Source organism: Streptomyces sp. NPDC030799, assembly GCF_055572255.1.
The window spans coordinates 713,022-737,819 of sequence record NZ_JBVIDS010000003.1; the positions used below are offsets into that span (position 1 = coordinate 713,022).

General features: G+C 73.3%; 20 protein-coding genes and 2 pseudogenes. 10 read left to right on the forward strand and 12 right to left on the reverse strand.

What is annotated here, in order from left to right:
• Window positions 1–58 precede the first annotated feature (58 nt).
• Together ACZ41I_RS10695 and ACZ41I_RS10700 are read left to right on the forward strand one after the other, a co-directional pair.
• Window positions 59–2,569, forward strand: a complete 2,511-nt coding sequence (locus ACZ41I_RS10695) for a SpoIIE family protein phosphatase (RefSeq protein WP_468513829.1) — start codon at window positions 59–61, stop codon at window positions 2,567–2,569.
• 59 nt (window positions 2,570–2,628) lie between these two features.
• On the forward strand, window positions 2,629–5,379 hold the full coding sequence (locus tag ACZ41I_RS10700; RefSeq protein ID WP_399769747.1) for a SpoIIE family protein phosphatase: 2,751 nt from the start codon (window positions 2,629–2,631) through the stop codon (window positions 5,377–5,379).
• Between the two features lie 172 nt (window positions 5,380–5,551).
• Here the strand turns inward: ACZ41I_RS10700 and ACZ41I_RS10705 are convergent, their stop codons facing one another.
• Both ACZ41I_RS10705 and ACZ41I_RS10710 read right to left on the reverse strand, forming a co-directional pair.
• Window positions 5,552–5,785 carry a hypothetical protein gene (locus tag ACZ41I_RS10705; RefSeq protein WP_363219570.1) on the reverse strand — a complete coding sequence of 78 codons (234 nt, stop codon included), beginning with the start codon at window positions 5,783–5,785 and terminating at the stop codon, window positions 5,552–5,554.
• A gap of 84 nt (window positions 5,786–5,869) precedes the next feature.
• Entirely contained in the window at window positions 5,870–7,717 is a 1,848-nt protein-coding gene (locus ACZ41I_RS10710; RefSeq protein ID WP_399769750.1) for a glycoside hydrolase family 15 protein, read from the reverse strand.
• A gap of 197 nt (window positions 7,718–7,914) precedes the next feature.
• Here ACZ41I_RS10710 and ACZ41I_RS10715 point away from each other — a divergent pair, with 197 nt between their 5' ends.
• On the forward strand, window positions 7,915–8,121 hold the full coding sequence (locus ACZ41I_RS10715; protein WP_351246755.1) for a hypothetical protein: 207 nt from the start codon (window positions 7,915–7,917) through the stop codon (window positions 8,119–8,121).
• Window positions 8,122–8,277: 156 nt separating this feature from the next.
• Here ACZ41I_RS10715 and ACZ41I_RS10720 read toward each other — a convergent pair whose 3' ends face one another.
• Window positions 8,278–9,408, reverse strand: a complete 1,131-nt coding sequence (locus ACZ41I_RS10720) for a molybdopterin-dependent oxidoreductase (protein ID WP_468513830.1) — start codon at window positions 9,406–9,408, stop codon at window positions 8,278–8,280.
• Window positions 9,409–9,541: 133 nt separating this feature from the next.
• On the opposite strand from ACZ41I_RS10720, the gene sthA reads away from it, so the two are divergent.
• On the forward strand, window positions 9,542–10,942 hold the full coding sequence (sthA, locus tag ACZ41I_RS10725; protein WP_468513831.1) for a Si-specific NAD(P)(+) transhydrogenase: 1,401 nt from the start codon (window positions 9,542–9,544) through the stop codon (window positions 10,940–10,942).
• A 66-nt stretch (window positions 10,943–11,008) separates the two neighbouring features.
• Here the strand turns inward: sthA and ACZ41I_RS10730 are convergent, their stop codons facing one another.
• From ACZ41I_RS10730 to efeU, 3 genes are all read right to left on the reverse strand, one after another.
• Window positions 11,009–11,485: a DUF5709 domain-containing protein gene (locus tag ACZ41I_RS10730; RefSeq protein WP_468513832.1), complete on the reverse strand. Its 477-nt coding sequence runs from the start codon at window positions 11,483–11,485 to the stop codon at window positions 11,009–11,011.
• Window positions 11,486–11,574: 89 nt separating this feature from the next.
• Window positions 11,575–12,846 carry an iron uptake transporter deferrochelatase/peroxidase subunit gene (gene efeB / locus ACZ41I_RS10735; protein ID WP_468513833.1) on the reverse strand — a complete coding sequence of 424 codons (1,272 nt, stop codon included), beginning with the start codon at window positions 12,844–12,846 and terminating at the stop codon, window positions 11,575–11,577.
• A gap of 47 nt (window positions 12,847–12,893) precedes the next feature.
• Window positions 12,894–14,924 carry an iron uptake transporter permease EfeU gene (efeU, locus tag ACZ41I_RS10740; protein ID WP_468513834.1) on the reverse strand — a complete coding sequence of 677 codons (2,031 nt, stop codon included), beginning with the start codon at window positions 14,922–14,924 and terminating at the stop codon, window positions 12,894–12,896.
• Between the two features lie 209 nt (window positions 14,925–15,133).
• Between efeU and ACZ41I_RS10745 the strand changes: the two genes are divergently transcribed.
• The 4 genes and pseudogenes from ACZ41I_RS10745 to ACZ41I_RS10760 all read left to right on the forward strand — a co-directional run.
• Complete coding sequence (locus tag ACZ41I_RS10745; RefSeq protein ID WP_468513835.1) at window positions 15,134–15,799, forward strand: DedA family protein; 666 nt, start codon at window positions 15,134–15,136, stop codon at window positions 15,797–15,799.
• Window positions 15,796–16,353, forward strand: a complete 558-nt coding sequence (locus ACZ41I_RS10750) for a phosphatase PAP2 family protein (protein WP_468513836.1) — start codon at window positions 15,796–15,798, stop codon at window positions 16,351–16,353. Before ACZ41I_RS10745 ends, ACZ41I_RS10750 begins: the two co-directional genes overlap by 4 nt.
• Window positions 16,350–17,105 carry a phosphatase PAP2 family protein gene (locus ACZ41I_RS10755; RefSeq protein WP_468513837.1) on the forward strand — a complete coding sequence of 252 codons (756 nt, stop codon included), beginning with the start codon at window positions 16,350–16,352 and terminating at the stop codon, window positions 17,103–17,105. Before ACZ41I_RS10750 ends, ACZ41I_RS10755 begins: the two co-directional genes overlap by 4 nt.
• Window positions 17,077–17,148: pseudogene (locus ACZ41I_RS10760) on the forward strand (DNA-binding response regulator); the annotation flags it as partial. The gene ACZ41I_RS10755 and the pseudogene ACZ41I_RS10760, both read left to right, overlap by 29 nt.
• A gap of 33 nt (window positions 17,149–17,181) precedes the next feature.
• Here the strand turns inward: ACZ41I_RS10760 and ACZ41I_RS10765 are convergent.
• From ACZ41I_RS10765 to ACZ41I_RS10780, 4 genes and pseudogenes are all read right to left on the reverse strand, one after another.
• A pseudogene (locus ACZ41I_RS10765) lies at window positions 17,182–17,368 on the reverse strand (hypothetical protein); the annotation flags it as partial.
• 138 nt (window positions 17,369–17,506) lie between these two features.
• Window positions 17,507–18,361, reverse strand: coding sequence for a proteasome subunit beta (gene prcB, locus ACZ41I_RS10770; protein WP_399769773.1), 855 nt, complete (start codon window positions 18,359–18,361; stop codon window positions 17,507–17,509).
• Between the two features lie 75 nt (window positions 18,362–18,436).
• Window positions 18,437–19,384: a lysylphosphatidylglycerol synthase transmembrane domain-containing protein gene (locus ACZ41I_RS10775; protein ID WP_468513838.1), complete on the reverse strand. Its 948-nt coding sequence runs from the start codon at window positions 19,382–19,384 to the stop codon at window positions 18,437–18,439.
• A complete protein-coding gene (locus ACZ41I_RS10780; RefSeq protein WP_468513879.1) occupies window positions 19,381–20,865 on the reverse strand; it encodes a hypothetical protein in 1,485 nt (494 codons plus the stop codon). Before ACZ41I_RS10780 ends, ACZ41I_RS10775 begins: the two co-directional genes overlap by 4 nt.
• Window positions 20,866–21,002: 137 nt before the next feature.
• Here ACZ41I_RS10780 and ACZ41I_RS10785 point away from each other — a divergent pair, with 137 nt between their 5' ends.
• Both ACZ41I_RS10785 and ACZ41I_RS10790 read left to right on the forward strand, forming a co-directional pair.
• Window positions 21,003–21,386 (forward strand): BlaI/MecI/CopY family transcriptional regulator, encoded by a 384-nt coding sequence (locus ACZ41I_RS10785; protein ID WP_363219686.1) that lies wholly within the window; start codon window positions 21,003–21,005, stop codon window positions 21,384–21,386.
• Window positions 21,383–21,562 (forward strand): hypothetical protein, encoded by a 180-nt coding sequence (locus ACZ41I_RS10790; RefSeq protein WP_468513839.1) that lies wholly within the window; start codon window positions 21,383–21,385, stop codon window positions 21,560–21,562. Before ACZ41I_RS10785 ends, ACZ41I_RS10790 begins: the two co-directional genes overlap by 4 nt.
• 114 nt (window positions 21,563–21,676) lie before the next feature.
• Here ACZ41I_RS10790 and ACZ41I_RS10795 read toward each other — a convergent pair whose 3' ends face one another.
• Together ACZ41I_RS10795 and ACZ41I_RS10800 are read right to left on the reverse strand one after the other, a co-directional pair.
• Window positions 21,677–24,049 carry a glycoside hydrolase family 65 protein gene (locus ACZ41I_RS10795; protein ID WP_399769782.1) on the reverse strand — a complete coding sequence of 791 codons (2,373 nt, stop codon included), beginning with the start codon at window positions 24,047–24,049 and terminating at the stop codon, window positions 21,677–21,679.
• Window positions 24,046–24,786 carry an HAD family hydrolase gene (locus tag ACZ41I_RS10800; RefSeq protein WP_468513840.1) on the reverse strand — a complete coding sequence of 247 codons (741 nt, stop codon included), beginning with the start codon at window positions 24,784–24,786 and terminating at the stop codon, window positions 24,046–24,048. Before ACZ41I_RS10800 ends, ACZ41I_RS10795 begins: the two co-directional genes overlap by 4 nt.
• Window positions 24,787–24,798: the final 12 nt, after the last annotated feature.

Genomic DNA, 24,798 nt, shown 5'->3' on the forward strand with positions numbered 1-24,798 from the left:
TCGGGGCGCATTCTTGCTGTGTCATCCACCCGAAGGCGCACGGGACGAGGCAGGGGCGATGGCTGACAGCGGTGGCGAGCAGGTGGTCCGCACGCGGACCCGGCTGGCCACACTGCTGGCCGAGGCCTCGACCGGCGCGCTCGGCGCGGCCGGCGGCCGGGTGGCGGGTGTGTATCTACGGTCCGGTACCCCCGGCCTGCTGCGTCTCGCGGTGCTCGCGGGGCTGCCCGGTCCGCTGTTCCGGCCCTGGTGGCGGCTGCACGTCGGCCGTCCGTTCCCGGTCGCCGACGCCTATCGCCTCGGTGTGCAGGTGGTGCTGCCCAACGCCGCCGAGACGGTGCGCAGGTATCCGCAGTTCGCCGCGGGTCTGCCGTTCCCGTTCGGGTCGGTGCACGTCCCGGTGCCGGGCGGGAGCGAACCGCTCGGGGTGCTCACGGTGCTGCGTCCGGCGGTCGCGGACACGGCGGACGAGCTGCTGGACCCCGAGTTGCTCGCCCGGCTGGCCGAAGGACTGGGCGCCGAGCTGCTCGCACTCGCCGACGGGAACGCCGGCGCGGTCGTCTGGGACGGCGAACCGCTGTGCGTACGGCCGCCCGCGAGCCGGCCCGCGCAGACGGTCGTGGCGCGGTTCGACTGGGATCCCGAGAGCTGCGCGGTACGCGCGGACGAGCGGTTGCACGGCCTCCTCGGCATACGTCCCGGTGACGTCGTGGGGAGTGACGAGGCGCTCGCGGACGCCGTGGCCCCGCACGACGCGCACCGCATCCTGGCCGCGCTGCGCGACACCGCCGCCGGGAAGCCGCCCGCGGTGCCCCTGTGCCTGCGGGGGCGGGACGGCACACCGCGGCTGCTGCATCTGTGGCCTGCTGCCGGGGAAGGGCCGGTGGAGCGGGTCGGCGGGGTGGTGTTCGAGCCCGGTCCCGCCGCCTCCGCGGAGGGCGCGGCCGATCTGCTGCCGCAGGGCGTGTTCTGCATGGACCGGGTGGGTCTGATCGTGTACGCCAACCAGGCCGCGGCCCGGCTCGCCGGCCGGGAGCGCGAGTGGCTGCTCGGGCGGCCGCTGTGGGAGGCGATGCCGTGGCTGACCGGTCCGCCGTACGACGACCATCTGCGCGGCGCCCTGCTGGCCACGGAGCCCGTGCACTTCCATGTGCGCCGTCCGGCCGGCGACCGCGCCGAGCCGGGGGCGGGCGACTGGCTCGCCGTGTCGGTGCATCCCGGTGAGGACCTGCTGACCTGCACGCTCGTCCCGGCCAGCCGCATGGACACGTCGACCCAGCCGGTCGTCGAGGAGCATGTCCCGGAGGACACCGCGGCGGCCGACCACTCGATGGCCCCGCTGTACCGGCCGATCGCCCTGGCCATCGCGCTGACGGACGCGGTGACCGCCCGGCAGGTGTCGGCCGTGGTGATGCAGGAGCTGCTGCCCGCGTTCGGCGGCCGGCGCCTCGCCATCTACCTGCTGCAGGAGCGGCATCTCTACCTTGCCTGGGAGACCGGCTTCCCGCAGGGATTCCTGGCACCGTTCGAGGGCATCGGGCTCGACGCGCGTGTGCCCGGCGTGGAGACCCTCACCACGGGCCGGCCGCTCTTCTTCGAGTCGATGCAGCAGATCGCGTCCGCCTACCCGGGTATCCCGCTGGACGCCGACGAGGGCGCCCGTGCCTTCCTGCCGCTGATCGCGTCCGGCCGGCCGGTCGGCTCCTGCATCCTCGGTTTCGAAGGGCAGCGCAGCTTCAGCACCGAGGAGCGTACGGTCCTCACCGCGCTCGCCGGGCTGATCGCGCACGCCATGGAGCGGGCGCAGCGGTACGACAGCGAGGCGGCCCTCGCCCGCGGTCTGCAGCAGGCTCTGCTGCCCCGCCGGCTGTCGGCACACCCGCAGGTGGAGACCGCGGGCCGGTATCTGCCGGGGACACAGGGCATGGACGTGGGCGGCGACTGGTACGACGTGGTCGAGGCCGGTGACGGGCTGGCGCTGGTGATCGGTGATGTGCAGGGGCACGGGGTGCAGGCGGCGGCCACGATGGGGCAGCTGCGCAGCGCGGTACGCGCGTTCGCGCTGGGCGACCGGCCGCCCGACGAGGTGATGAGCGGCACCAACCACCTGCTGATCGACCTCGACCCCGGTCAGTTCGCCAGCTGCTGCTATCTGCGGCTGGACCCCGCCACCGGCCGGGCCCGGATCGCCCGGGCGGGGCATCCGCCGCCGCTGCTGCGCCCGCCCGGCGGACCGACCGGGGTGCTGGACGTCCCGGGCGGTGTGGTCCTCGGTGTGGACCCGCAAGCCCGTTACCCGGTGACCGAGCTGGTGCTGGAGCCGGACGCGATCCTCGCCCTGTACACGGACGGACTGGTGGAGCGGCCGGGCGCGGACATCGACGACGGCATCACGGCGCTGCGGCTGGCGCTGAACAGGGCAGGGGCAGCGGCCGGGCGGCGGGGCGGCCGGTCGCTGGCCGGGGTCGCCGACCGGCTCACGGCCACCGCCCGGCATGCCGCCGACCGCCCCGACGACGTGGCACTGCTGCTCGCCGCCCGCCGTTCGGCTCCCCCGAGTCACCGGTGACCGGATCGCCGCGGGCCGCAGTCTCGCCTGACGGGGCCGGGCAGTGTAGACATGGGCACATGGTGCGACTGCCCGGCAGGCCTGCGACTCGGCCGCCCCGTCCTTTCGGGCACGCGCGCGCACCGCAGGGCCCGGGGCCCGACGGCCCGGGCGGGAACGGCGCCCGGCCCGGGATGCTGCGGTCGGCGGTGACCGGGCGCAGCGTCGCCGGGCAGGTGTTCGTCCTCCAAGTGGTGATCGTGCTGCTGCTGGTCGTCTCGGCGGTGGTGGCGCAGGTGCTGCAGGTGCGGCACGACAGCGATCTGGAGGCGCAGAACCGGTCGCTCGCCGTCGCCCAGACGTTCGCGAACGCGCCCGGCACGGTCGCCGCGCTGCGCTCGCCCGATCCCACGGCCGTGCTGCAGCCGCGCGCGGAGGCGACCCGTAAGGCGACCGGCGTGGACTTCGTCGTCGTGATGAACACCGACGGCATCCGTTACACGCACCCCAAGCCCGACCGCATCGGCAAGAAGTTCGTCGGCACGATCGGCCCGGCGCTGGCCGGGGGCACGGTCACCGAGCACGTCACCGGCACGATAGGCCCGCTGGTGCAGGTCGTGGTGCCGGTGAAGGACGCGGGCGGCAAGGTGGTGGGCCTGGTGTCGGCCGGGATCACCACCGCGCATGTGGGCGGGGCCGCCGCCCAGCAGCTGCCCCTGCTGCTCGCGGCGGCAGCGGCGGCGCTCGCGCTGGCCACCGCGGGCACGGCCCTGGTCAGCAGACGGCTGCTCCGCCAGACGCACGGCCTCGGACCGTATGAGATGACGCGGATGTACGAGCACCATGACGCGGTGCTGCACGCGGTCCGGGAGGGTGTGCTGATCGTCGGCGGCGACGGCCGGCTGCTGCTTGCGAACGACGAGGCGCACCGGCTGCTGGACCTGCCCGAGGACGCCGAGCTGCGCAGCGTGCTGGAGCTGGGTCTGGACAGTGAGACGGCGGCGCTGCTGGCCTCGGGCCGGGTGGCCACGGACGAGGTGCACCTGGTCAAGGACCGGCTGCTGGCCATCAACCAGCGCCCCACCGACCTGCGCGGCGGCCCGGCCGGCAGCGTCACCACGCTGCGCGACTCCACCGAACTGCGCGCTCTGTCCGGCCGTGCGGAGGTGGCGCGGGAGCGGCTGAACATGCTGTACGACGCCGGGGTGGGCATCGGTACCAGCCTGGACGTGACCCGTACCGCCGAGGAACTGGCCCAGCTGGCGGTGCCCCGGTTCGCGGACTTCGCCACCGTCGATCTGTTCGACGCGGTGCTGCACGGCGAGGAGCCGAGGCCGGGCACGGCGCTGCGCCGCGCCGCCTGCGTCGGCATCCGCAAGGACGAACCCCTGTACCCGGTCGGCGAGCGGATCCGGTTCGTGGCCACCTCACCGCAGGCGCGCAGCCTGACCACCGGGCAGTCGGTGCTGGTGCCCCGGCTGGGCGATGCTCCGGGCTGGCGCGCACAGGACCTGGAGCGCACCGACCAGGTCCTGGCGTACGGCATCCACTCGCTGATCACGGTGCCGCTGCGGGCGGGCAGTCTGGTGCTGGGCGTGGCGAACTTCTGGCGCGCCGACAAGCCGCAGCCGTTCGACGCCGAGGAGCTGGCCCTCGCCGAGGAGCTGGTCGCGCGGGCGGCGGTGTCCATCGACAACGCCCGCCGGTACACCCGCGAGCACAGCATGGCGGTCACCCTGCAGCGCAGTCTGCTGCCGCGCAGCCTGCCCGAGCAGGGTGCGCTGGAGATCGCCTACCGCTATCTGCCGGCGCAGGCCGGGGTGGGCGGCGACTGGTTCGACGTGCTGCCGCTGTCCGGTGCGCGGGTGGCGCTGGTGGTGGGGGACGTGGTGGGGCACGGGCTGCACGCGGCGGCCACCATGGGCCGGCTGCGTACGGCGGTGCACAACTTCTCCGCGCTGGACCTGCCGCCCGATGAGCTCCTCGGGCTGCTGGACGAGTTGGTCGGCCGGATCGACCAGGACGAGACCGCGGCGGACGGCGCCGCGGCGATCACCGGCGCAACCTGTCTGTACGCGGTCTACGACCCGGTCGCGCGGGTCTGCACCCTGGCCCGGGCCGGGCATCCGCCGCCCGCGCTGGTGCACGCCGACGGCCGGGTGGAGTTCCCGGAGGTGCCCGCGGGGCCGCCACTGGGGCTGGGCGGGCTGCCGTTCGAGACGGCCGAGCTGGAGCTGACCGAGGGCAGCCGGCTGGTGCTGTACACCGACGGGCTGGTGGAGGACCGCGAGCGGGACATCGACGAGGGGCTCGATCTGCTGAGCGAGGCTCTGCGCGGCACGCCGGGCGCCTCGTCGGAGGAGACCTGCCGTGCCGTGCTGGGCCGGCTGCCGGCCCGGCCGAGCGACGACGTCGCGCTGATCGTCGCCCGCACACGGGTGCTGGGCCCCGACCGGGTCGCCGAGTGGCAGGTGCCGTCCGATCCGGCGGCGGTGTCGGAGATCCGGTCGTCGGTGACCCGGCGGCTCGCCGACTGGGGCCTGACGGAGCTGGACTTCACGACGGAGCTGATCCTGAGCGAGCTGGTCACCAACGCCATCCGCTACGGGCGCGGCCCGATCGGCGTACGGCTGCTCCGCGACCGCACGCTGATCTGCGAGGTCTCCGACCGCAGCACGACCTCGCCGCACCTGCGGTACGCGGCGACCACCGACGAGGGCGGCCGGGGTCTGTTCCTGGTCGCCCAGCTCGCCGACCGCTGGGGCACCCGGTACACCCGACAGGGCAAGATCATCTGGGCGGAACAGCCCCTGCCCCGACCCCAGCCCTGACACCCTGTCCAGCCCCGGACGCCGGGCCAGGAGACGGAACGGGTCCGGTGGGCGACAGCGCGCGGTGCGCGTGCCACACCACCGGACCCGTCGCTTCACCGGACCCGTTCGGACCCGTCCCGAGTTCCCGAACCCGTTCCGGGTTCCCGGTTCGCCTGAGTGGAGGAGGCGGTCAGGCGCTCAACCGCGAGCGCAGCAGCTGCTTCCCCATCTCGGCGCCCTTGCGGCTGTCGGCCTGTGCCTTGTGGAACAGGTCCACGAGCTCGGTGTCATGCTCGCGTTCGGCGTCCTGGATGTACGTCTCCAGACGCAGGGCGTTGTCCAGGCACGCCTCGACGTACCAGATCAGGTCGTAGTTCTTGTCACGCGTGCCGGTGACGCCACCGGTCTCGCTGGTGCTGGTCATCGGGCCTCCTCCTTCTGCGGACCCTGTGTATGTCGTCCTTGGCAGGCACCGGGTACCCGGGCGACCTGGCGGTACACAGCCGAGTCAGCCGAGCGCGCGGTCGAGGTTGAACGCGGCACTGATCAGGGACAGATGGGTGAAGGCCTGCGGGAAGTTGCCCTGTTGCTCGCCGGTGCGGCCGATCTCCTCCGCGTACAGGCCTAGGTGGTTGGCGTAGGTGAGCATCTTCTCGAAGGCGAGCCGGGCCTCGTCGAGCCGGCCGGCCCGCACCAGGGCCTCGACGTACCAGAACGAGCAGATGGAGAAGGTGCCCTCGTCGCCGCGCAGCCCGTCGGGGCTGGCCTGCGGGTCGTAGCGGTAGACGAGGGAGTCGGAGACGAGGTCCTCGGTGAGGGCGTCCAGGGTGGACAGCCACTTGGGGTCGGTGGGGGCGATGAACTTGGCGAGCGGCATCATCAGCAGGGAGGCGTCCAGGACGTCCCCGCCCTCGTACTGCACGAAGGCGCGCCTGCGCTCCGACCAGCCGCGGTCCATGATCCGCCGGTAGATGGCGTCCCGGGCCTGGCGCCAGCGCCGGTGGTCGGCGGGCAGCCCGCGGTGGGTGGCGAGGCGGATGGCCCGCTCGATGGCGACCCAGCACATCAGCCGTGAGTACAGGAAGTTCTTGCGGCCCCCGCGGGTCTCCCACACGCCCTCGTCGGGCTGGTCCCAGTGGTCGCACACCCAGTCGACCAGGTGGCACACGTCGTCCCACTGGCCGCTGGAGATCGGCTGGGCCCACTTGTCGTAGAGGTAGACCGAGTCGATGAGCGCGCCGTAGATGTCCAGCTGGAGCTGGCCCGCCGCGGCGTTGCCGACCCGGACCGGGGCGGAGCCCAGATGGCCCTCCAGGTGCGGCAGTACACGCTCGGGCAGATCGGCGCGGCCGTCGATGCCGTACATGATCTGCAGCGGGGCGGAGGCGGAGCCGTCGCAGGGCGTGATGTGCGTGGTCAGGAACCGCATGAACGCCTCCGCCTCGCCGGCGAAGCCGAGCCGCAGCAGCGCGTAGACGGCGAAGGCGGCGTCGCGCACCCACACATACCGGTAGTCCCAGTTGCGCTCGCCGCCCAGTTGCTCGGGCAGGCTGGTGGTGGGGGCGGCGACGATGGCGCCGGTGGGGGCGTAGGTGAGCAGCTTCAGGGTGAGCGCGGAGCGGTGCACCATTTCGCGCCAGCGGCCCCGGTACCGGGACTGGTGCAGCCAGCGGCGCCAGTAGGCGACCGTGGCGTTGAACTCGTGCTCGGCCTCGGCGTGGGCGCAGCCGCGGGGGACCACCGCCGCGCCGAGCTGGTCCAGCGCGAACACCGCGGTCTCGCCCTCGGCGAGCTTGAAGTCGGCGCGCGCGTCCCGGGCGTCGCACTCCAGGACGACCGTGGAGGTGAGCGCCAGGGACCGCTCGGCGGACTCGAAGACGACGGTGCCGGCGACGGTTTTCAGGGTGTGCGGGACGGCGCCATAGCCGAAACGGGGGGCGACCAGCACCCGGAAGGGCACGGTGCCGCGGACGCACACCACGCGCCGGATCAGCCGGTGCCGCCCCGCCTCGCCCGTGCCGGCCGGGCCGTCGGAGGTCACCGGCATGAAGTCCTGCACCTCGCCCACGCCGTCCTCGGTGAAGAACCGGGTGATCAGTACGTTGGTGTCGGGGAAGTAGAACTGCTTGGTACGCGCGGGTACGGCGGCGGCCAGTTCGAAGCAGCCGCCGCGCTCGGCGTCGAGGATCGCCGCGAAGACGCTGGCGGCGTCGAAGGACGGACAGCAGTACCAGTCGATCGTGCCGTTCGTCCCGACCAGGGCCACACTGCGCAGGTCGCCGATGAGCCCGTGCTCGGCGATCGGCAGATAGCGGGGACTGGGGCGGACGTCCTCGGGAAACGGGGTCTCGGCCATCTGCGGCCTCCCGGTGAGCGGTGCGAGATGTTTTCCAGCTTAGGAGCGAGTGCTTTGCCGCGGGCTGGGAAGGCGCTCGTCACCCGCTTCCCGGGCGCCTGGAGATGCAGGGTGCGCGGATGCGGGCAATGGTGAGAGTGTGCCCCGTTCGGCGGCACCGGCACGGATGCGGTCATCCGGACCGAGGAGGAGGCATCATGTCGACATCCACACCTGACGAGTCCCGGTCGTCCGACGACCACTGCACCCCGGACGCCCTGCTCCACTCCGCTCCCTCCCGGGACATCACCCCGGAGGACCTGGTGATGGCGGCGGGCAGGGACGTCAACCCGAAGAACCTCGCCTGGGCACGACGCAAGATGGAGAAGGAGGGCCCGACAGCCATCGAGAGGCTGCTGCCGTAGGGCGGTCCGGGGAATCAAGGGCTCATGTCAAACGGGGGCATCGAACGGGGGCACAACAGCCGATCTGAAGGGGCGCGGGGCCGTGTGCGAACATGCGGCTCTGCCGCCGGGCGCGAGTACCACACACCACCCGCACCCGCCATCGGGCACGAGCCCCTACGGCGAAGAGGCGTCGACACAGACGACCCGCAGCCAGCTCACCGCGTTGTTGGCAAAGCCACCGCGGTTCCAGCGCTGAGCAACAGGCTGGGTATGACCACCCGGGTCGGTCGCACGCGCGCCGACGAGATACTCGCCGGGTGACGCGTCCCAGTCGCAGTGCCAGGCGCGCCAAGCCCATCGTCGCCCCTGCCGGACCGGGTCGAGGACGGCCGGCTGCCAGGTCCCACCACCGTCCGTACTGACCTCCACCGACGAAACAGGCACGTGACCGGACCAGGCACGGCCCCACAGCGGCACCGGCCCCGGCCGCACCACCCGCGTGCGCGACATGAAGTCGGGAAACCCCGGAGGGACGAGCAGCGCACGCGGCGCGATCCGCGTGACCGGCTCGCCCTCCTCGTCGGCGGTGCGCCGGATCCGGTAGGCGACCGACTGCTGGAAGCCGGTGAACGGTACGCCGCTGACGGTGACCGAGCGCAGCCACTTCACCTGGGCCATGCCGTACCAGCCGGGCACGATCAACCGCAGCGGCCGGCCGTGCTGCGGCGGCAGCGGCGCGTCGTTCATGGCGGTGGCGACCAGCACCTCGGGGTCGTCGCCGACGGCCACGGCGAGGGGCAGAGCGCGCTGGTAGTCCTGTTCGACACCGCGCTCGATCCCGTGGTCGGCGCCGGTGAAGACGACGTCCACGGCCGCCGGGTCCACACCCGCCTCCCGGAGCAGCAGCCTGAGCGGTACGCCGGTCCAGTCCGCGGTGCCGACCGCCTCCACCAGCCAGGGCTGGCTGACCGGCCGGGGAGTCAGCAGCGCCCGTCCGTTGCCCGCGCACTCCAGGGTCACCCGGGTGGTGACCTGGGGGAACGACAGCAGATCGGCGAGGGACAGATCGAGTGGCGTACGCACTCGTCCGTCGACGGCCAGCCGCCAGGCATCGGCGTGCGGCACGTACGGGATGTCGTAGTGCGTGAGGACGTAGTGCAGTCCGGGCGGGGTGATGTCGTAGCGGAGGGCTTCCAGGGGCAGACCGTGGTTGCGGGTGGCGAGCGCGAGTTCGTCGGCGCCGATCCCCTCGTCGGGGCCGGCCAGCCGGGCGGGAGCGCTCAGGTCACGGGGTCGCTGGCCCATGGCGTCATTGTCCTCCCGGGGCGCAGGAGGGGCGAGGAGAGCGGACGCAGGTGCCAACTCCCTCAGGTTCCGGGGGATTTCGACGGCGGCGACGCCTTCCGTCGCGGGCCGGAGGGCTGTCAGACTCCCGAGGGTGCCCGACTTCGACATGCTTGTCATCGGATCCGGACCCGGCGGTCAGAAGGCCGCCATCGCCGCGGCCAAGCTCGGCCGCCGGGTCGCCGTCGTCGACCGCCCCGACATGCTCGGCGGAGTGTCCCTGCACACCGGAACCATCCCGTCCAAGACCCTGCGCGAGGCGGTGCTCTACCTGACCGGACTCACCCAGCGTGATCTGTACGGGCAGAGCTACCGGCTGAAGGACGACATCACCGTCGCCGATCTGACCGCGCGCACCCGGCACGTCGTCGCCCGGGAGGTGGACGTCGTCCGCAGCCAGCTCGCCCGCAACCACGTCACCGTCCACTCGGGCACGGCCCGCTTCGCCGATCCGCACACCATCGCCCTGTCCGAGCTGTCCGGCCGGGAACGGCGCCTGAGCGCCGGGCACATCGTCATCGCCACCGGCACCAGGCCGGCCCGTCCGGACAGCGTCGAGTTCGACGGTCGGACGATCATGGACTCCGACAACGTGCTCTCGCTGGAGCGCGTGCCGCGGTCCATGGTGATCGTCGGCGCGGGGGTCATCGGCATGGAGTACGCCTCGATGTTCGCGGCGCTGGGCAGCAGGGTGACCGTGGTGGAGAAGCGGCCCGGGATGCTGGACCTGTGCGACGTCGAGATCGTGGAGTCGCTCAAGTACCACCTGCGGGACCTGTCCGTCACGTTCCGGTTCGGCGAGACCGTCGCCGGGGTCGAACGCCGTCCGCGGGGCACGCTCACCGTGCTGGAGAGCGGCAAGAAGATCCCGGCGGACACGGTGATGTACTCGGCGGGCCGGCAGGGCCTGACCGAGGAACTCGACCTGGCCAGGGCGGGGCTGGCGGCGGACGCCCGCGGCCGGATCCCGGTGGACGAGCACTACCGCACCGAGGTGCCGCACATCTACGCCGTCGGTGACGTCATCGGCTTCCCGGCGCTCGCCGCGACCTCGATGGAGCAGGGCCGCGCGGCGGCGTACCACGCGTGCGGGGAGCCGGCCGGGCGGATGCACCGGCTGCAGCCGATCGGGATCTACACCATCCCGGAGATCAGCTTCGTCGGGCGGACCGAGGACCAGCTGACCGAGGGCCGGGTGCCGTTCGAGGTGGGCGTGGCCCGGTACCGGGAGCTGGCCCGGGGGCAGATCATCGGTGATGCGCACGGCATGCTGAAGCTGCTGGTGTCCCCGGTGGACCGGACGCTGCTCGGGGTGCACTGTTTCGGTTCCGGTGCGACGGAGTTGATTCACATCGGGCAGTCCGTGATGGGGTGCGGCGGGACCGTGGACTACCTGGTCAACGCGGTGTTCAACTATCCGACGCTGGCGGAGTCGTACAAGGTGGCCGCGCTGGACGCGACGAATCGGCTCCGCCAGGTCGACCGGCTGGGGTAGTGCCGCCCCGGTTGCTGTTTCGCAGCCCGGCGCGCCTTCATGCGGGACCACCGGGCCCGGCCGGGCTCAGGTTTCTTCGTCCACCACGTGTACGGCTGCCTCTTCGGCGCCTGCCGCTCCGCCGTCGATGCCCACGTCACGCGCGACCTCCTCCTTGACCGTGTCGGGGTGGGCGCCCTCGTCGGGCGCGACCAGCCGGCCCGCCCGGAACTCGCCGGCCTCGGGGTCGAGGGGTTCGCCCTCGCCGCCGGGCAGGTCGCCGATGTCGTCGCCGGCTGCCGGCTGGGCGTCCGGTACCTCCTGGGCGAGCCGTTCGTCCAGGGTCTCCCCCTCGTGCTGCTCGGCGGCGGTGGTGCCCTGCCTGGTGACGCCGAGGGGGCGTTCCGGCGGGGAGTAGCCCTCGTCCAGGATGTCGTCGTAGGTGCGCTCGTCGACCGCGTCCTGGAGGTCCAGGGGACCGGCGTCCTCCTGTTCCTCGTTGGTACCGGTGGGCTGGTAGGCGTCGTCCGCCATCGGGGTCTGTCCGGACTGCTGGTCGCTCATGGTCGCCTCCTTCGCGGCTCGCGGGCGGTCCTCGTCCGCGTTTCCCGCAGCCGGGTGGTTAACCCCGCCGGTGCCCGGGCAGGCCGGCGTCAGGCGGAGAGCATGCCCCGGCCCAGCCAGTCCGTGGTGTCCCGGACGCCGGGGAGGGCGAAGAAGTAGCCGCCGCCGGTCGGGGAGATGTAGTCGACCAGGGGCTCGTCGATCAGCCGGGTCTGCACGGCCTCGAACTGGCGCTTGACGTCCTGCTGGTAGCAGCAGAACACCAGGCCCATGTCGAGGTTGCCGACGTTGTCCACGCCCCGGTCGTAGTTGTAGCCGCGGCGCAGGATGCGGGAGCCGTCGGTCTCCGCCTTGCGGGGGTTGGCGAGGCGGATGTGGGAGTCGAGCGGGATCGCGGTGCCGTGCGGATCCTTGGCGTAGTTGGGGATGTCGGTCTCCTGGGCGCCGTCGAGCGGGGCTCCGGTGTCCTTGCGGCGGCCGAACATCTTCTCCTGCTCGCTCAGCGAGACCCGGTCCCAGAACTCGACCAGCATCCGGATGATCCGGATGACCTGGTAGCTGCCGCCCCGGGTCCAGGCCGGCTCGCCCTGGCCGTCGCCGACCCAGATCAGCTTGTCCGTCTCACGGGTGGAGGTGACGTCCGGGTTGGCGATGCCGTCCTTGAAGCCGAGCAGGTTGCGCTGGGCGCCGGTGGGGCGCGGGGCGTTCTGGAAGCCGTCGATGCGCCACTTGATCTGCATGCCGCCGCGGGTGTGCCGGGCCATGTCGCGCAGGGCGTGCAGCACGGTGTCCTGGCTCTGGGCGCAGATCTGCAGGGAGAGGTCGCCGTGGCACTCGGCGGGGTCGAGGTTGTCGTTGGGGAAGGTCCGCATCGGGGTGAGCCGGGCGGGCCTGGCCTTGGCGAGGCCGTAGCGGTCGTCGAAGAGGGAGGCGCCGACGCCGACGGTGACGGTGAGGCCGTCGGAGGGGATCTCGGGGCCGAGGATGCCGTTGTCGGAGGGCGGCGCGCCGACGCCCAGGTCGGTGGGTGCGCCGCCGGAGGTGAGGAAGCGGGCCCGCTCGGTGATGGTCCTCAGCAGGTCGGTGAGGCCCTTGCGGTCGTCGGCGATGACGTCGAGGGAGACGAAGGTGGCGGCGGCCGGTGCCGGGGTGATGATCCCGGCCTGGTGCGCGCCGTGGAAGGGGACCTTGGCGCTGCCGTCCGCATGGGTGGTGCCGGCCTGGGCCGTGCCGCCGCTCTCGCCCAGGGCGTAGCCGCCGCCGGCCAGGACCGCTCCGGCTGCACCGGCGCCCAGGGCGGTCCGCACGAAGGAGCGGCGGGCGGGGCCGGCGGGGCAGGTCGGCGTGTCGGCGGTCGGCATCGGCGGGTTCCCTTCGGGGTGCTGAGGGTGCGGGGGCGCGGTGGTCATCAGGCGGACTTCCGGATCTCGAGGAGGTCCGGGACCGGGGCGAGGTCTTCCAGCAGCTGCCCGGTGGCGCCGTCGAGGCGCTGCTTGTCGGCGGCGGCGAGCCTGTCGACGGGGGTCCAGTCGCTGCCGTGGTGGGCGGCGTCCAGGAGCTTCTGCAGGCGGGCGATGTCCGTGTCGACCGTCGGCAGCAGCCCGGGGGCGCGGGTGGTGAGCAGCGGCTTGAGGACGGCGAGCAGTTCACGGGTGCCGGCGAGGTTGGCGTCGGCGGTGGCAAGACCCGTGCCGCTGCCCTCGTCGGTGTCGCCCGTCAGCTCGAACTGGAGGGTGTTCTCAAGAATCTCGTGCGCGCGCAGCGGCAGGTCGCCGGGGTCGAAGTCCTGGCTCGGGAAGGCTTTCTGCAGTCCTGCGGCGTCGGCGGCGAGCTGCCGGGCGGGGGCGGTGAGGTCCTTGGCGGACTGACCGTGCCACAGGCCGTACTCGATCCGCAGGAATCCGGTGAAGTCCTTGTCCCGCTCGCCGTCCGGCAGTCCGTCGGCGCGGCCGTCGATCTTCTGGTCGTAGTCCTCGAAGGTGCCGTAGGCGGCGCCGAGGGAGGCGTAGGTGCGGTGGGCGGTGAGCCAGTCGGTGCGGGCCTTGTCCAGGTGGCCGTGCTCGATGTCGTCGTCGAGGGTGTGCGTCTGGCTGACGAGGGTGGCGAGGCCCTGCTCGACGTACGCCTTGTACGCCTTCAGCGGTGCGGCGAGGTCCTGCTCGGAGACGGGGACGACCGGCTTGGCCGCGCCGCCGCCGCTGACGGTGACCGGCTTGGAGGTGACGGCCTTGCCGCCGGTCGGGACGCAGCGCCAGGCGTAGGTGCCGCCGGCGACGGTGGCGACGAGGTCACGGGTGGTGCCCGGGGCCAGGCCCTCGATCTCGCCGTAGACGGCGCCGGTGGACGGGTCGACCAGGTACACCTCGGAGGTCTTGCCGCCGGTGTTGTGCATCTGGAAGGTCTGCCGGCCCGGCTCGGGCGCGGTGAAGCCCTTGCCGCACTCGGTCTCGGAGACGGCGACCGTCTGGTCGCCGGCGGGCTTGGGGCGGGCGAGGGCGACGACGAGTCCGGCGATCACGACGGGTACGGCGACCACGGCGGCCGGCAGCACCCAGACCGGCCGGCGCCGTTCGGGCCGGGCGGCCTTCGGCCCGGCCACGGGGCTTTCCTTCGCGGGCCCGGGGGCCGTGGCCCGCACGCCGCGCACGAACAGGGTCATCACGACGGCCAGGTAGCCGACGTAGGCGACCACCTGGAGCCAGGTCATGGTCGGGGTGAGGTTGAAGACGCCCTGGACCAGGGTGCTGTACCAGGAGCCGGCGTCGACGCTGCCGGCGAGGTCGACCGCGAAGGCGGCCTTGCCGGGCAGGACGCCGCCCTCCTGGAGGTCGCGCAGGCCGTAGCCGAGGACGCCCGCGGCGATGACGATCAGTACGGCGCCGGTGGCGGTGAAGAACTTCGTCAGGTTGATCTTCAGGACGCGCCGGTACAGGCCCCAGCACAGGCCCGCCGCGAGGACGAGGCCGATGCCGGCGCCGGTCAGCGGTCCGGCCGACTCGCCGGCGGCCCGCGCGGTGGTCCACAGGAACAGGGCCGTCTCCAGGCCCTCACGGCCGACCGCGAGGAAGGAGGTGAGGATCAGCACGCCGGAGCCCATGGCGAGGGCGCCGGTCACCTTCTCCTTCAGCTCGCCGGACAGGTTGCGGGCCGAGCGGCGCATCCAGAACACCATGGCGGTGACGAACGCGACGGCGATCACGCTGAGGGTGCCGCCGAACGCCTCCTGGGCGGTCTGCGGCATGGACGCGGCGGTGAAGGTGAGCACCGCACCGAAGCTCATCGCCACGGCGACGGCGGCGAGCACACCGGTCCACACCTGGGGCAGACGGGAGCGAGCCTCGGCTCTCACCAGGGTGGCGACGAGGATGGAGACGATCAGTCCGGCTTCGAGTCCCTCCCTGAGTCCGATCAGGAAACTCGGAAACGCGTCGTCCCACATGCCCTGCTGCCCTCCCCGGCACTTAGTGAAGGCAAGCCTTACCTTCGCGGACCATCATGACGACGGCCGTGTAGTCAGCCGGTCATGAAGCGGCAATGGACGGGCAAAGGCCGGGAACTGTCGTCACTCCCGGTTCGTCAGTGGCCCGATAGAACGTCTACAAATGTGTAGTCGAATCTTGTCGCAGTCGAAGGAAAGGGCGTACGGCGATGACCGCTTCCCCCCACCTGGCGTCACAGCTCGCGGTCAATGTGCTCGACGCCCACTCGCTGCTCGCCGCCTTCGGCGTGCTCGGCGTCGGCGTGGTGCTCTTCGCGGAGACGGGCCTGCTGATCGGGTTCTTCCTGCCCGGGGACTCCCTGCTGTTCACGGCGGGACTGCTGTGCACCGGAACGTCCGACCAGGGGGTGCACCTGTCGCTCGGGCCGCTGCTCGTCGCGGCGGCCGTCGGCGCCCTGGCCGGCTCTCAGTGCGGGTTCCTGCTCGGCCGCAAGGCGGGCGGGACACTGCTGGCCCGCAGCCGGTCGGCGAAGCTGCGCGAGGGCGCGCGGCGGGCCGAGGAACTGCTGGGGCGGTACGGCCACGCGAAGGCGATCGTGCTGGCCCGGTTCGTCCCGGTGGTGCGCACGGTGCTGAACCCGATGGCGGGCGCGCTCGGCGTCCCGGCGCGGACCTTCACCCTCTGGCAGGTGGCGGGCGGACTCCTCTGGAGCCTCGGCCTGACGCTCGCCGGATACGCGCTCGGCTCCTCCATCCCGAACATCGACAAGTACCTGCTGCCGGTGATCGCGCTGATCGTCCTCGTGTCCCTGCTCCCGGTCGCCGCCGAGGTGCTGCGCTCCCGCAGGGCGGCCAAGGAAGAGGCCCGCGGATGACGTACACCCTGTCGGGCTCGTCCGTCGACGGGCCGCCCGTGGTGTGGTCGGCGTACTGGGCGGCGGTGTTCGCGGTGCTGATGGCCGCGGGCCGGTGGCGGGCCCGCCGGGAGGGGGCGGCCGCGGCGATGACGGCGTTGCTGGTGCCGGTGGCGGTGGGGGCGGCGTTCGGGGTGACCGGGGCCGTGAAGCCGCCGGTGGCCGAGGACCGGCCGTGCCGCCGGCCGGCCTTGCGCACGCCGGAGGCGTGTCCCGCGCGGGGCGACTGGTCGTTCCCCGGCAATCACACCGCGATCGCGTTCGCCGCCGCGGTCGCCCTGTTCTTCGTCTCCCGGCGCCCGGGCACGGCGGCATCGGTGTGCGCGCTCGCCATGGCGGCCTCCCGGGTGTGGGTCGGGGTGCACCATCCGCGCGACGTCGTCGCGGGGGCGGCGCTCGGCGGGCTCGTGGGTCACCTCGCGACGACCGCCGTCCTGCGGCGGTGGCCGACGGGTCTCGCGGACCGGCTCTCGGGCACCTGGCTACGTCCGCTGCTGGTGCCGAGGGCGGCATGAAGCCCGGGAGGCTCGCGGACGCGGCAGGCACGGCGGCCCTGGTCGCCTGGATGGCGTTCGCGGCGTTGACCGCGCTGGTGGTGAGCCATCAGGGTGGCCCGCTGTATCCGGACCAGGGCCTGCTGTCCTGGTCCGTCGGGCACCGTCCGCCGGTGGCGGTGGCGGTGGCCCGCGCCCTGACCGCCACGGGCACCGGTGTCGTGCCGTACGTCCTGGTGGTCCTGGCGGGACTGATCGCGGGGCGCTCCGCGGGGCAGCGGCTGACGGCCGTGCCGCTCTGCGCGCTCTGCCTCGGCGCGGGCCAGGCGGTCCGGTACGGCGTGCTGGACCTGGTCGCACGGGCCCGGCCGGCGAGCCGGGACTGGCAGACCCACGCGTCCGGGTGGTCGTTCCCCTCCGGGCACACCACCACGGCCGCCCTGACGGCCGGGCTGCTGATCCTCGCCCTGTGCCTGCGCGCCCCGCGCGGCCGGACCCTGCTGTGTCTGCTGGTCGCCTGCTGGGGAGCGGGCGTCGGGCTGACCCGGGCCTACCTCGGCGTGCACTGGTTCACCGACGTGGCCGGCGGCTGGCTGTTCGCCGTCGGCTGGCTCGGCGTTCTCGGCTGCGCGGCGGCCCGGTGGCAGGCCGGGCGATACGTCCCCCGTCCCCCTGACCACGGCACGTCCCACCCGAGCGATACGGCCGACGGGCCGGTGGAGAGACATGCGCCCCAGGATCCTCATCGTCGAGGACGATCACGCCCTGCGTGACGTGCCGCGTCGTGCACTGCACGACGAGGACTTCGACACGGTCTCTCCGGCCGCTCCTCGGTGACGTCCTTGCGGGTCGCTCGGCCCGGTACCAGGTGGCGAAGACGATCACCAGGACGATCGTGAAGACGGTCGTGGTGGTCTGCAGCGCCACGCCCATGTTGTCGGTGAGGTTGTCGCTGACCAGGGTGCCGACGACGCTGATCAGCGCGACGGTGGGACCTGGTGCGGAACTGCACCACGAGCACGACCGCGAGCCGGGCAACTTGTGCCCGTGCGTGCGACGGCCCGGCGTGCCGGCGCCGGTGGCGGCGACCGTGGTCGCAGAGGTCTGTGAGGTCATGGCGCCGACGCTGCCGGGGGAGATCTGAACGCATCCTGAGCGCGGGCGCGGCTCGGGGTCAGGCCAGGGCGTGCGGTCCGTCCGGGCGGGTGGTGCGCTGTTCGACCATGTCCCGGCTGAGTTGCTCGGTCTCCGGTTCCGGGAGCCGCTCGAAGCCGTCCGCGGTGATGACGCAGACCACGGGGAAGATACGGCGGTTCAGATCGGGGCCGCCGGTGGCCGAGTCGTCGTCCGCCGCGTCGTACAGCGCCTGGAGCGCGGCGAGGGCGGCCTCGCGGCGGGTGAGGCCGGGCCGGTACAGCTTCTTCAGGGCGCCCCGGGCGTACGGGGAGCCGGAGCCCTCGGCGTAGAAGTCCTGTTTCTCGTAGAGACCGCCGGCGGCGTCGAAGCCGAAGATGCGGCCGCGTCCGCCCTCGGGCGCCGTGAGGTCGTATCCGGCGAGCAGCGGGACGACGGCGAGGCCCTGCATGGCCTGGGCGAGGTTCTGCCGGATCATGGCCGCGAGGCGGGTCGCCTTGCCGGCCAGGGTCATCGGGGTACCCTCGATCTTCTCGAAGTGCGTGAGCTCGACCTGGTAGAGCCGCACCATGTCGACGGCGAGGCCGACGGTGCCGGCGAAGGCGACGGCCGTGAAGTCGTCGGCGGGGTGCACCTTCTCCAGGTCTCGCTGGGCGATGAGGTTGCCCATGGTGGCCCGCCGGTCGCCGGCTATGAGCACGCCGTCGCGGTAGGTGAGGGCGAGCACGGTCGTGCCGTGCGGGAATCGGTCGGGGGCTGTGCGTATCCCGTCGGGCAGCGTGCGCGCGGTGGGCAGCAGCCCGGGCCGGTGGGCGGCCAGGAACGCGGTGAAGGACGACGTCCCCGGTGTGAAGAACGCCTCGCTCGGCAGCCCCGCAGTGTCGTTCCCCGACATGTTGCTCCCCCTCGTGTGGCGGCACGTGACATCCGACTCCTACCTGTGGCGGGCGCGCGGGAAACTCCCCGCCTCTCACAGGGCCTTGCGCCGCACCAGCACCCCGAGCACGAACAGCCCCGGCAGCAGCGGCACCCACACGGTCAGCAGCCGGTAGCCGAGCACGGCGGAGGCGGCGGCCACCGTGGGGGCGCCGGAGACGGTGAGGGCGAGGGCGAGCGCCGCGTCGAGGGAGCCGAGGCCGCCCGGGGTGGGCAGCAGTGCGGCGGCGCTGCTCGCGGCGAGGTACAGCAGGGCCACCTGGAGCGGGGGCAGCGGCAGTGCGACCGCCCGGGTGACGGCGATGAGGACCAGACAGTGCAGTGCGGCGAAGGCCGCGGAGCCGCCCCACAGGGCCGCGGCGCGCAGGGGGTTGGCGTGCAGGGTGCGGATGTCGGTCAGGACGGCCGACAGAGCCCGTCGGCAGCGTCCCCACCAGGGGCTCGCCGGCAGGGCCGCGAGCAGGGCGAGACCGCCGACGGTGACGGCGAGGGCCGTGGGAGTGAGGCGCGGCAGGCGCAGCAGCCCCGGGCAGGCGGGACCGAGCACGGCGATCAGCACCAGGCGGACGGTGGCGCCGGCGGTGGCCTTGACGGCGAGGGCGCTGGCCGAACGGCCCGCGGGCAGTCCGCAGCGCATCAGGAACCGCAGGTTGACCGCCGCCGCGCCGAGCCCGGCGGGCAGCAGGTGGTTCGCCGCGGAGGCGGCGAACTGGGCGGCGACCAGCCGGCGTCCGGGCAGCCGCCGTACGACCGCGCCCTGCTGGGCGAGCGCCGAGGCCGCCCAGGTGCCGGTGGCCGCCGCCGCGCCGGCCAGCAGCCAGCCCTGGTCGGCCTCGGCCAGCCGCCAGGCACCGTTCTCCAGTGCGGGCCAGTGCCGGCGGACCAGGTACAGCCCGCCGAGCAGGACGGCGAGCAGGACGCCCGCGTGCCAGCAGGCGCGGCGCCGGCCGAGACAGACGGCGAGGTGCGCCGGTGAGGTCATCGGCCGCTCTCCGGCACGGTGAAGTACAGCCGCCCGCCGTCGAAGGGCTCGGCCGCCCAGTCGCGGGCGTATCCGGGCGGTCCGGAACCGGCGGGCACCAGTACGGCGGCCGGGATCCGCCGGGCGGTACCGGCGATGCCGTTCTCGGTGCTGTTGGCGTTGTGCCCGCTCGTCGCGGCCGAGGCGCAGCCGGCGTAGAACGCGATCGGGATGGCCTCGCTGCCGGTGAGCAGACAGGGCGGGCGGACACCGAGCCGGTGCAGGGCGGCGGCCGTGCGGGACCAGCCGCGGTGCTGCGCGGTGGTGGAGGCCACCGTGTGCGTCAGCACGGCCAGTTGCACCGCGAGATGGACGGCGAGTCCCAGGGCGACGAGCGTGGCGGGGACCGGGCGCCAGGGCCGGCGCGGTGCGCCGGCCAGGTGGGCCAGGGCGTCGGCGGCCGGGAGGGCGAGCAGGGCGTAGGCGGGCAGCAGGAAGCGCGGGGCCGCGTAGTCGATGAGGAACAGATAGGGAAAGGCGGCGGCCGCCGCACAGGCGAACGGCAGCAGCGTGGCCGCCGTACGCCGGGCGCGGACGGCGACGGTCAGGCCGAGCACGGCGAGCACGGGCAGGACGAACCACCAGACGGTGACCAGCGGGTGGGGCAGGTCGCCGGTGCAGGGCCGGCACAGGGTCCGGCCGCCGAGGCTGCGCAGTTGGTCGACGACGGCGAAGTGCGCCCCCAGGCCGCCCTGGATCGCGGAGGCGTCGGCCAGTCGGCGCACCGGGCCGCCGTAGCTGACGCAGGCCTCGATCACCCACTCGGCGGCACCGGCCGTGAGCCCGGCGAGCAGCACCGCGAGGGGCCGCCAGTGGCGGCGGGCGAGGCCGAGGGCGAGCAGCGGCAGCACCGCCCAGACGGCGTCCATGGGCCGCATCCAGGCCATGAGCGCGGCACTCGCCGCCAGGCCCCAGTACGGGAAGCGCCCCCGGCCGGCGCGGGCGTGCAGGAAACAGGCGACGGCGGCCAGGGCACCCACGGCTACCCAGTAGTTGGGCATGGCCTGCGGGCCGTAGAAGAGGGTCACCCACAGGGAGGCGAACAGGGCGCCGGCGAGGGCGAGGACGCGGACCGGGAACAGGCCGCGCCAGGCGCGCAGGGCCAGGAACAGGGCGAGCCCGGACAGGACCGCGAGGTAGATCCGGAGCAGTGGCGTGGAGGACGACCAGGAGGCGACGGGCGCGACGAGCAGGGAGACGCCCCGGGCGCGGGGCGCGCTGAAGAAGGCGGCGGGGGCGTGTGCGCTGACCTGGCTGACGTAGACCGTCTCGTCCCAGCCGAGGCCCATGCCGGGCGGGACGAGGAGCAGTTGGGCCAGGGTGAAGGCCGCCGCCACGGCCGCGAGCGCGACCGTGCACCGTGTGCGCCGGGCGCCGCCGGACGTGCGGTGTGACCGCTCGCGCCGCAGCCCGGCGAGTGTGGCGTGCGCGCTGCCGGCCATCGTCACCTTCTGTCCCTCGGTGTGCGGACCCCTGTCACCCCGCAGGGAAAACATCGACAAACTATCCCAAATCCCCGAGCTCAACCGGGCGGACGACGCCATCCGGTCGACGGCACTACGCGCTGTAAGGTTGGGGCATGGCTGGCACAGGGTCCCGCGGCAGGGCGGAGCGGCGCAGCGCCGGCGCGCTGGAGAGCGAGGTCCTGGCCGCTCTCTGGGCGACCGAGCGGCCGTTGACCCCGGCGGAGATCCAGGCCGAGATCGACGGCGCACTCGCCTACAACACCGTGCACACGATCCTCAAACGGCTCTACGACAAGGGGCTGGTGCTGCGGGACGCCGACGGGCGGCGCGGCGCGTACCGCCCGGCGAAGAACGCGGCCGAGCTGACCGCCGAGGCGATGCACGAGGCCCTGGACCGGGGCCCGGACCCGATCGCCGCGCTCCAGCAGTTCGTGACCGGCCTGAGCCCCGAGGAGGAGCGGGCGCTGCGCGAGCTGCTCGCCGGAGACGGCGCATGACGTCCGACGTGTACGGCCCGCCGGCGCCGGCGCCGGCGCTGCTGCTGCTGCTGTCGACGGTCGCGCCGCCGATCGCCCGGCGGGTCGCTCCCGCACTGAGCTTCACCGACCGGGCGGGCACCCGAGGCGGCGCGACGGGCGACCTGCTGCGGCAGCTGTCCGGCGCGCCGGACTGAAAGCGCGCTGCAGGGGCGCGAGGAACTGCGCGACCGGGCCCGATGGCGCGGCAGACGGCCGACGGCGTGTTCGGGCACTTCGTGTTTCTCGGCACTCCGCGCGCAGCGCCGCGCTCAACCCCCGTTCGGCGCCCGATGCAGCGGCTGCTCCGGCGTGGGGCGGCGGACGACCGGTGGCACGGCCCGCACGGCCGGTTCCTCGGTGTCCACCGTGAGCGGCTCGCCATGGTGGCGCAGGCTCAGCGGCGGCCCGTCCAGCAGCGCGTACGTCACCTTGTCCGCGCCGATCTCCACGCGCAGCCGTCGGCCACGGAACTCGACGTTGAAGGCGAGCCGGCTCAGCCGCTCGGGCAGGCGCGGCGCGAACCGCAGGCTCTCGCCGTCGCGGCGCATCCCGCCGAAGCCCGCCACCAGTGCCATCCAGGTACCGGCGAGCGAGGCGATGTGCAGCCCGTCGCGGGTGTTGTGCTCCAGGTCCTGCAAGTCCATCAGCGCCGCCTCGGTGGTGTAGGCCCAGGCGAGGTCGAGATGGCCCACCTGGGCGGCGATGACGGCCTGGCAGCAGGCCGACAGGGAGGAGTCCCGGACGGTCAGCGGCTCGTAGTAGGCGAAGTTCCGGGCGATCTGCTCCGCACCCTCCGCGCCCTCCTTGCCGTACCCCTTCTCGAAGAAGTCGCCGCAGGTGTACATGGCCAGCACCAGGTCGGCCTGCTTGACGACCTGCTTGCGGTAGAGGTCGAAGTAGGGGAAGTGCAGCAGCAGCGGGTACTGGTCGGCGCGGGTGCCGGCGAAGTCCCAGCGCTGGTAGCGGGTGAACCCGGCGTGCTGTTCGTGGACGCGCAGTTCGTCGTTGTACGGGATGTGCATCGCCTCGGCGGCGTCCCGCCAGGACGCGGTCTCCTCCTCGTCCACGCCGAGCCGGTCCGCCTCACGCGGGTGGCGTTCGGCGGCGTCGGCCGCGGCGAGCAGGTTCTGCCGGGCCATGAGGTTGGTATAGGTGTTGTCGTCGGCGACCGCGCTGTACTCGTCGGGGCCGGTGACGCCGTCGATGTGGAAGACGCCGCGGGTGTCGTGGTGGCCCAGCGAGCGCCACAGCCGGGCCGTCTCCACCAGCAGTTCCACACCGGCCTCACGCTCGAAGGCGGTGTCGCCGGTGGCCTCGACGTACCGGATCACGGCGTCGGCTATGCCGGCGTTCACATGGAAGGCGGCGGTGCCGGCCGGCCAGTACGCCGAGCCCTCCGGCCCGGCGATGGTCCGCCAGGGGAACGCGGCGCCGCCGAGCCCCAGTTGGGCCGCGCGTTCGCGGGCCTCGTCGAGGGTGTTGTACCGCCAGCGCAGCGCCTCGGCGACGGCCGCGGGCGCGGTGTGGGTGAGGACGGGCAGCACGAACATCTCGGTGTCCCAGAAGGCGTGCCCGTCGTAGCCGGAGCCGGTCAGGCCCTTGGCGGGTATGGCGCGCTGCTCGGCGCGCGCCCCCGCCTGCAGCACATGGAACAGCGCGAAGCGGACGGCCTGCTGCACCTCCTCGTCGCCCTCCACCTCGACGTCGGCGCGGGCCCAGAAGTCGTCCAGGCAGGCCCGCTGGTCCGCCAGCAGGCCCTGCCAGCCGTCGTGCGCGGCGGCGGCGAGCGCGGCGTCGACCTGGTCGGCCATCGCGGGCAGCGAACGGGTGCCGGACCAACCGTGGGCGACCAGCTTCTCGACCCGCAGTGTCTGCCCGGGTTCCAGCACCGAGGTGACGGTCAGCCGGGCCACGTCGCTGCCGCTCTCGCTGCGGGTGGTGGTGCGCTCCGGGCCGCTGACGACGTGGTCCGCGGCCACGGCCACCCTCAGGCCGCTGCGCCGGGTGCGGTGCACCAGCCGCAGCCGGCTGCCGGAGGCGAAGTGGTCCTCCTGCTCCAGCGGCGACTGCAGCGCCACGGCCGCGCGCGGGTCGCCGTCGGACTCGGGCAGGGACTCGTTGGCGACGAGCTCGGACTGGATCACCACCCGGCTGCGGCCGCCGACGGCCTCCACTTCGTAGGCGATCGCGGCCACCGCGCGCTGGGTCAGCGACACCAGCCGGGTCGAGCGCACCCGGACCGTGGAGCCCGCCGGGGAGGTCCACTCGCAGGTCCGCTCCAGGACCCCGCGGCGCAGGTCCAGGACCCGCTCGTGCGAGACGAGCCGGCCGTAGCGCAGGTCGAACGGCTCGTCGTCCACGAGCAGTCGGACGATCTTGCCGTTGGTGACGTCGATGACGGTCTGGCCCGACTCCGGGTAGCCGTAGCCGGCCTCCGCGTACGGCAGCGGATGCACCTCGTGGACGCCGTTGAGGTAGCTGCCGGGAAGGCCGTGCGGTTCGCCCTCGTCGAGGTTTCCGCGCCAGCCGACATGGCCGTTGGACAGCGCGAACACCGACTCGCTCTGGGCGAGGACGTCGAGGTCGAGGGCGGTCTCCCGGACGGCCCACGGTTCGACGGCGTACGACCGGTCGGTGATCACTGCTTGCCTCCCAGCTCGGCGAGATCCTCGACGACGACGCTCGCGCCGTGGGCGTACAGCGCGTCGGTCTGCCCGACCCGGTCCACGCCGACGACGTATCCGAAGCCGCCCGCGCGGCCCGCGTCCATGCCGGCCAGCGCGTCCTCGAAGACGGCGGCCCGCTGCGGCTCGACGCCCAGGTCACGGGCGGCGGCGAGGAACGTGTCGGGGTGCGGCTTGCCCGGCAGGTGCCGTCCGGCGGCGACCACGCCGTCGATCCGTACGTCGAAGAAGTGCTCGGCGCCGACCGAGCGGAGCACGTCCTGGCAGTTGGCGCTGGAGGAGACGATCGCCGTGCGCAGCCCCTCGGCGCGGACCGCCGCCAGATAGCGCAGGGTGCCCTCGTAGGCCTCGACCCCGCCGGTGCGGATCTTCTCCAGCAGCAGGACGTTCTTGCGGTTGCCGAGGCCGTGCACGGTCCGCGTGTCCGGTGGGTCACCGGGGGTGCCCTCGGGCAGGTGGATGCCGCGCGAGTCGAGGAAGGCGCGGACGCCGTCGGCGCGGGGACGGCCGTCGACGTACTCGTCGTAGTCGGCGACCGGGTCGAACGGCCGTCCGCGCTCCCCCTCGTAGTCCCGCAGGAACGCGTCGAACGTCTCCTTCCAGGCGGCCGCGTGCACGACGGCCGTCCGGGTGACGACCCCGTCGAGGTCGAAGAGACAGGCCTGGATTCCGTCGGGGAGACCGAGCTGAGTCATACCCAGCACTGT

What these genes read in the sequence shown, in the direction of transcription:
- ACZ41I_RS10785 (WP_363219686.1), top strand. Translation starts at nt 21,003, where the DNA reads ATGGCTGGCACAGGGTCCCGCGGCAGGGCGGAGCGGCGCAGCGCCGGC.
- ACZ41I_RS10800 (WP_468513840.1), bottom strand. Translation starts at nt 24,786, where the DNA reads ATGACTCAGCTCGGTCTCCCCGACGGAATCCAGGCCTGTCTCTTCGAC.
- efeU (WP_468513834.1), bottom strand. Translation starts at nt 14,924, where the DNA reads ATGTGGGACGACGCGTTTCCGAGTTTCCTGATCGGACTCAGGGAGGGA.
- ACZ41I_RS10705 (WP_363219570.1), bottom strand. Translation starts at nt 5,785, where the DNA reads ATGACCAGCACCAGCGAGACCGGTGGCGTCACCGGCACGCGTGACAAG.
- efeB (WP_468513833.1), bottom strand. Translation starts at nt 12,846, where the DNA reads ATGCCGACCGCCGACACGCCGACCTGCCCCGCCGGCCCCGCCCGCCGC.
- prcB (WP_399769773.1), bottom strand. Translation starts at nt 18,361, where the DNA reads ATGTCGGGGAACGACACTGCGGGGCTGCCGAGCGAGGCGTTCTTCACA.
- ACZ41I_RS10790 (WP_468513839.1), top strand. Translation starts at nt 21,383, where the DNA reads ATGACGTCCGACGTGTACGGCCCGCCGGCGCCGGCGCCGGCGCTGCTG.
- ACZ41I_RS10700 (WP_399769747.1), top strand. Translation starts at nt 2,629, where the DNA reads ATGGTGCGACTGCCCGGCAGGCCTGCGACTCGGCCGCCCCGTCCTTTC.
- ACZ41I_RS10720 (WP_468513830.1), bottom strand. Translation starts at nt 9,408, where the DNA reads ATGGGCCAGCGACCCCGTGACCTGAGCGCTCCCGCCCGGCTGGCCGGC.
- ACZ41I_RS10780 (WP_468513879.1), bottom strand. Translation starts at nt 20,865, where the DNA reads ATGGCCGGCAGCGCGCACGCCACACTCGCCGGGCTGCGGCGCGAGCGG.
- ACZ41I_RS10775 (WP_468513838.1), bottom strand. Translation starts at nt 19,384, where the DNA reads ATGACCTCACCGGCGCACCTCGCCGTCTGTCTCGGCCGGCGCCGCGCC.
- ACZ41I_RS10715 (WP_351246755.1), top strand. Translation starts at nt 7,915, where the DNA reads ATGTCGACATCCACACCTGACGAGTCCCGGTCGTCCGACGACCACTGC.
- ACZ41I_RS10710 (WP_399769750.1), bottom strand. Translation starts at nt 7,717, where the DNA reads ATGGCCGAGACCCCGTTTCCCGAGGACGTCCGCCCCAGTCCCCGCTAT.
- ACZ41I_RS10730 (WP_468513832.1), bottom strand. Translation starts at nt 11,485, where the DNA reads ATGAGCGACCAGCAGTCCGGACAGACCCCGATGGCGGACGACGCCTAC.
- ACZ41I_RS10750 (WP_468513836.1), top strand. Translation starts at nt 15,796, where the DNA reads ATGACGTACACCCTGTCGGGCTCGTCCGTCGACGGGCCGCCCGTGGTG.
- ACZ41I_RS10755 (WP_468513837.1), top strand. Translation starts at nt 16,350, where the DNA reads ATGAAGCCCGGGAGGCTCGCGGACGCGGCAGGCACGGCGGCCCTGGTC.
- ACZ41I_RS10695 (WP_468513829.1), top strand. Translation starts at nt 59, where the DNA reads ATGGCTGACAGCGGTGGCGAGCAGGTGGTCCGCACGCGGACCCGGCTG.
- ACZ41I_RS10745 (WP_468513835.1), top strand. Translation starts at nt 15,134, where the DNA reads ATGACCGCTTCCCCCCACCTGGCGTCACAGCTCGCGGTCAATGTGCTC.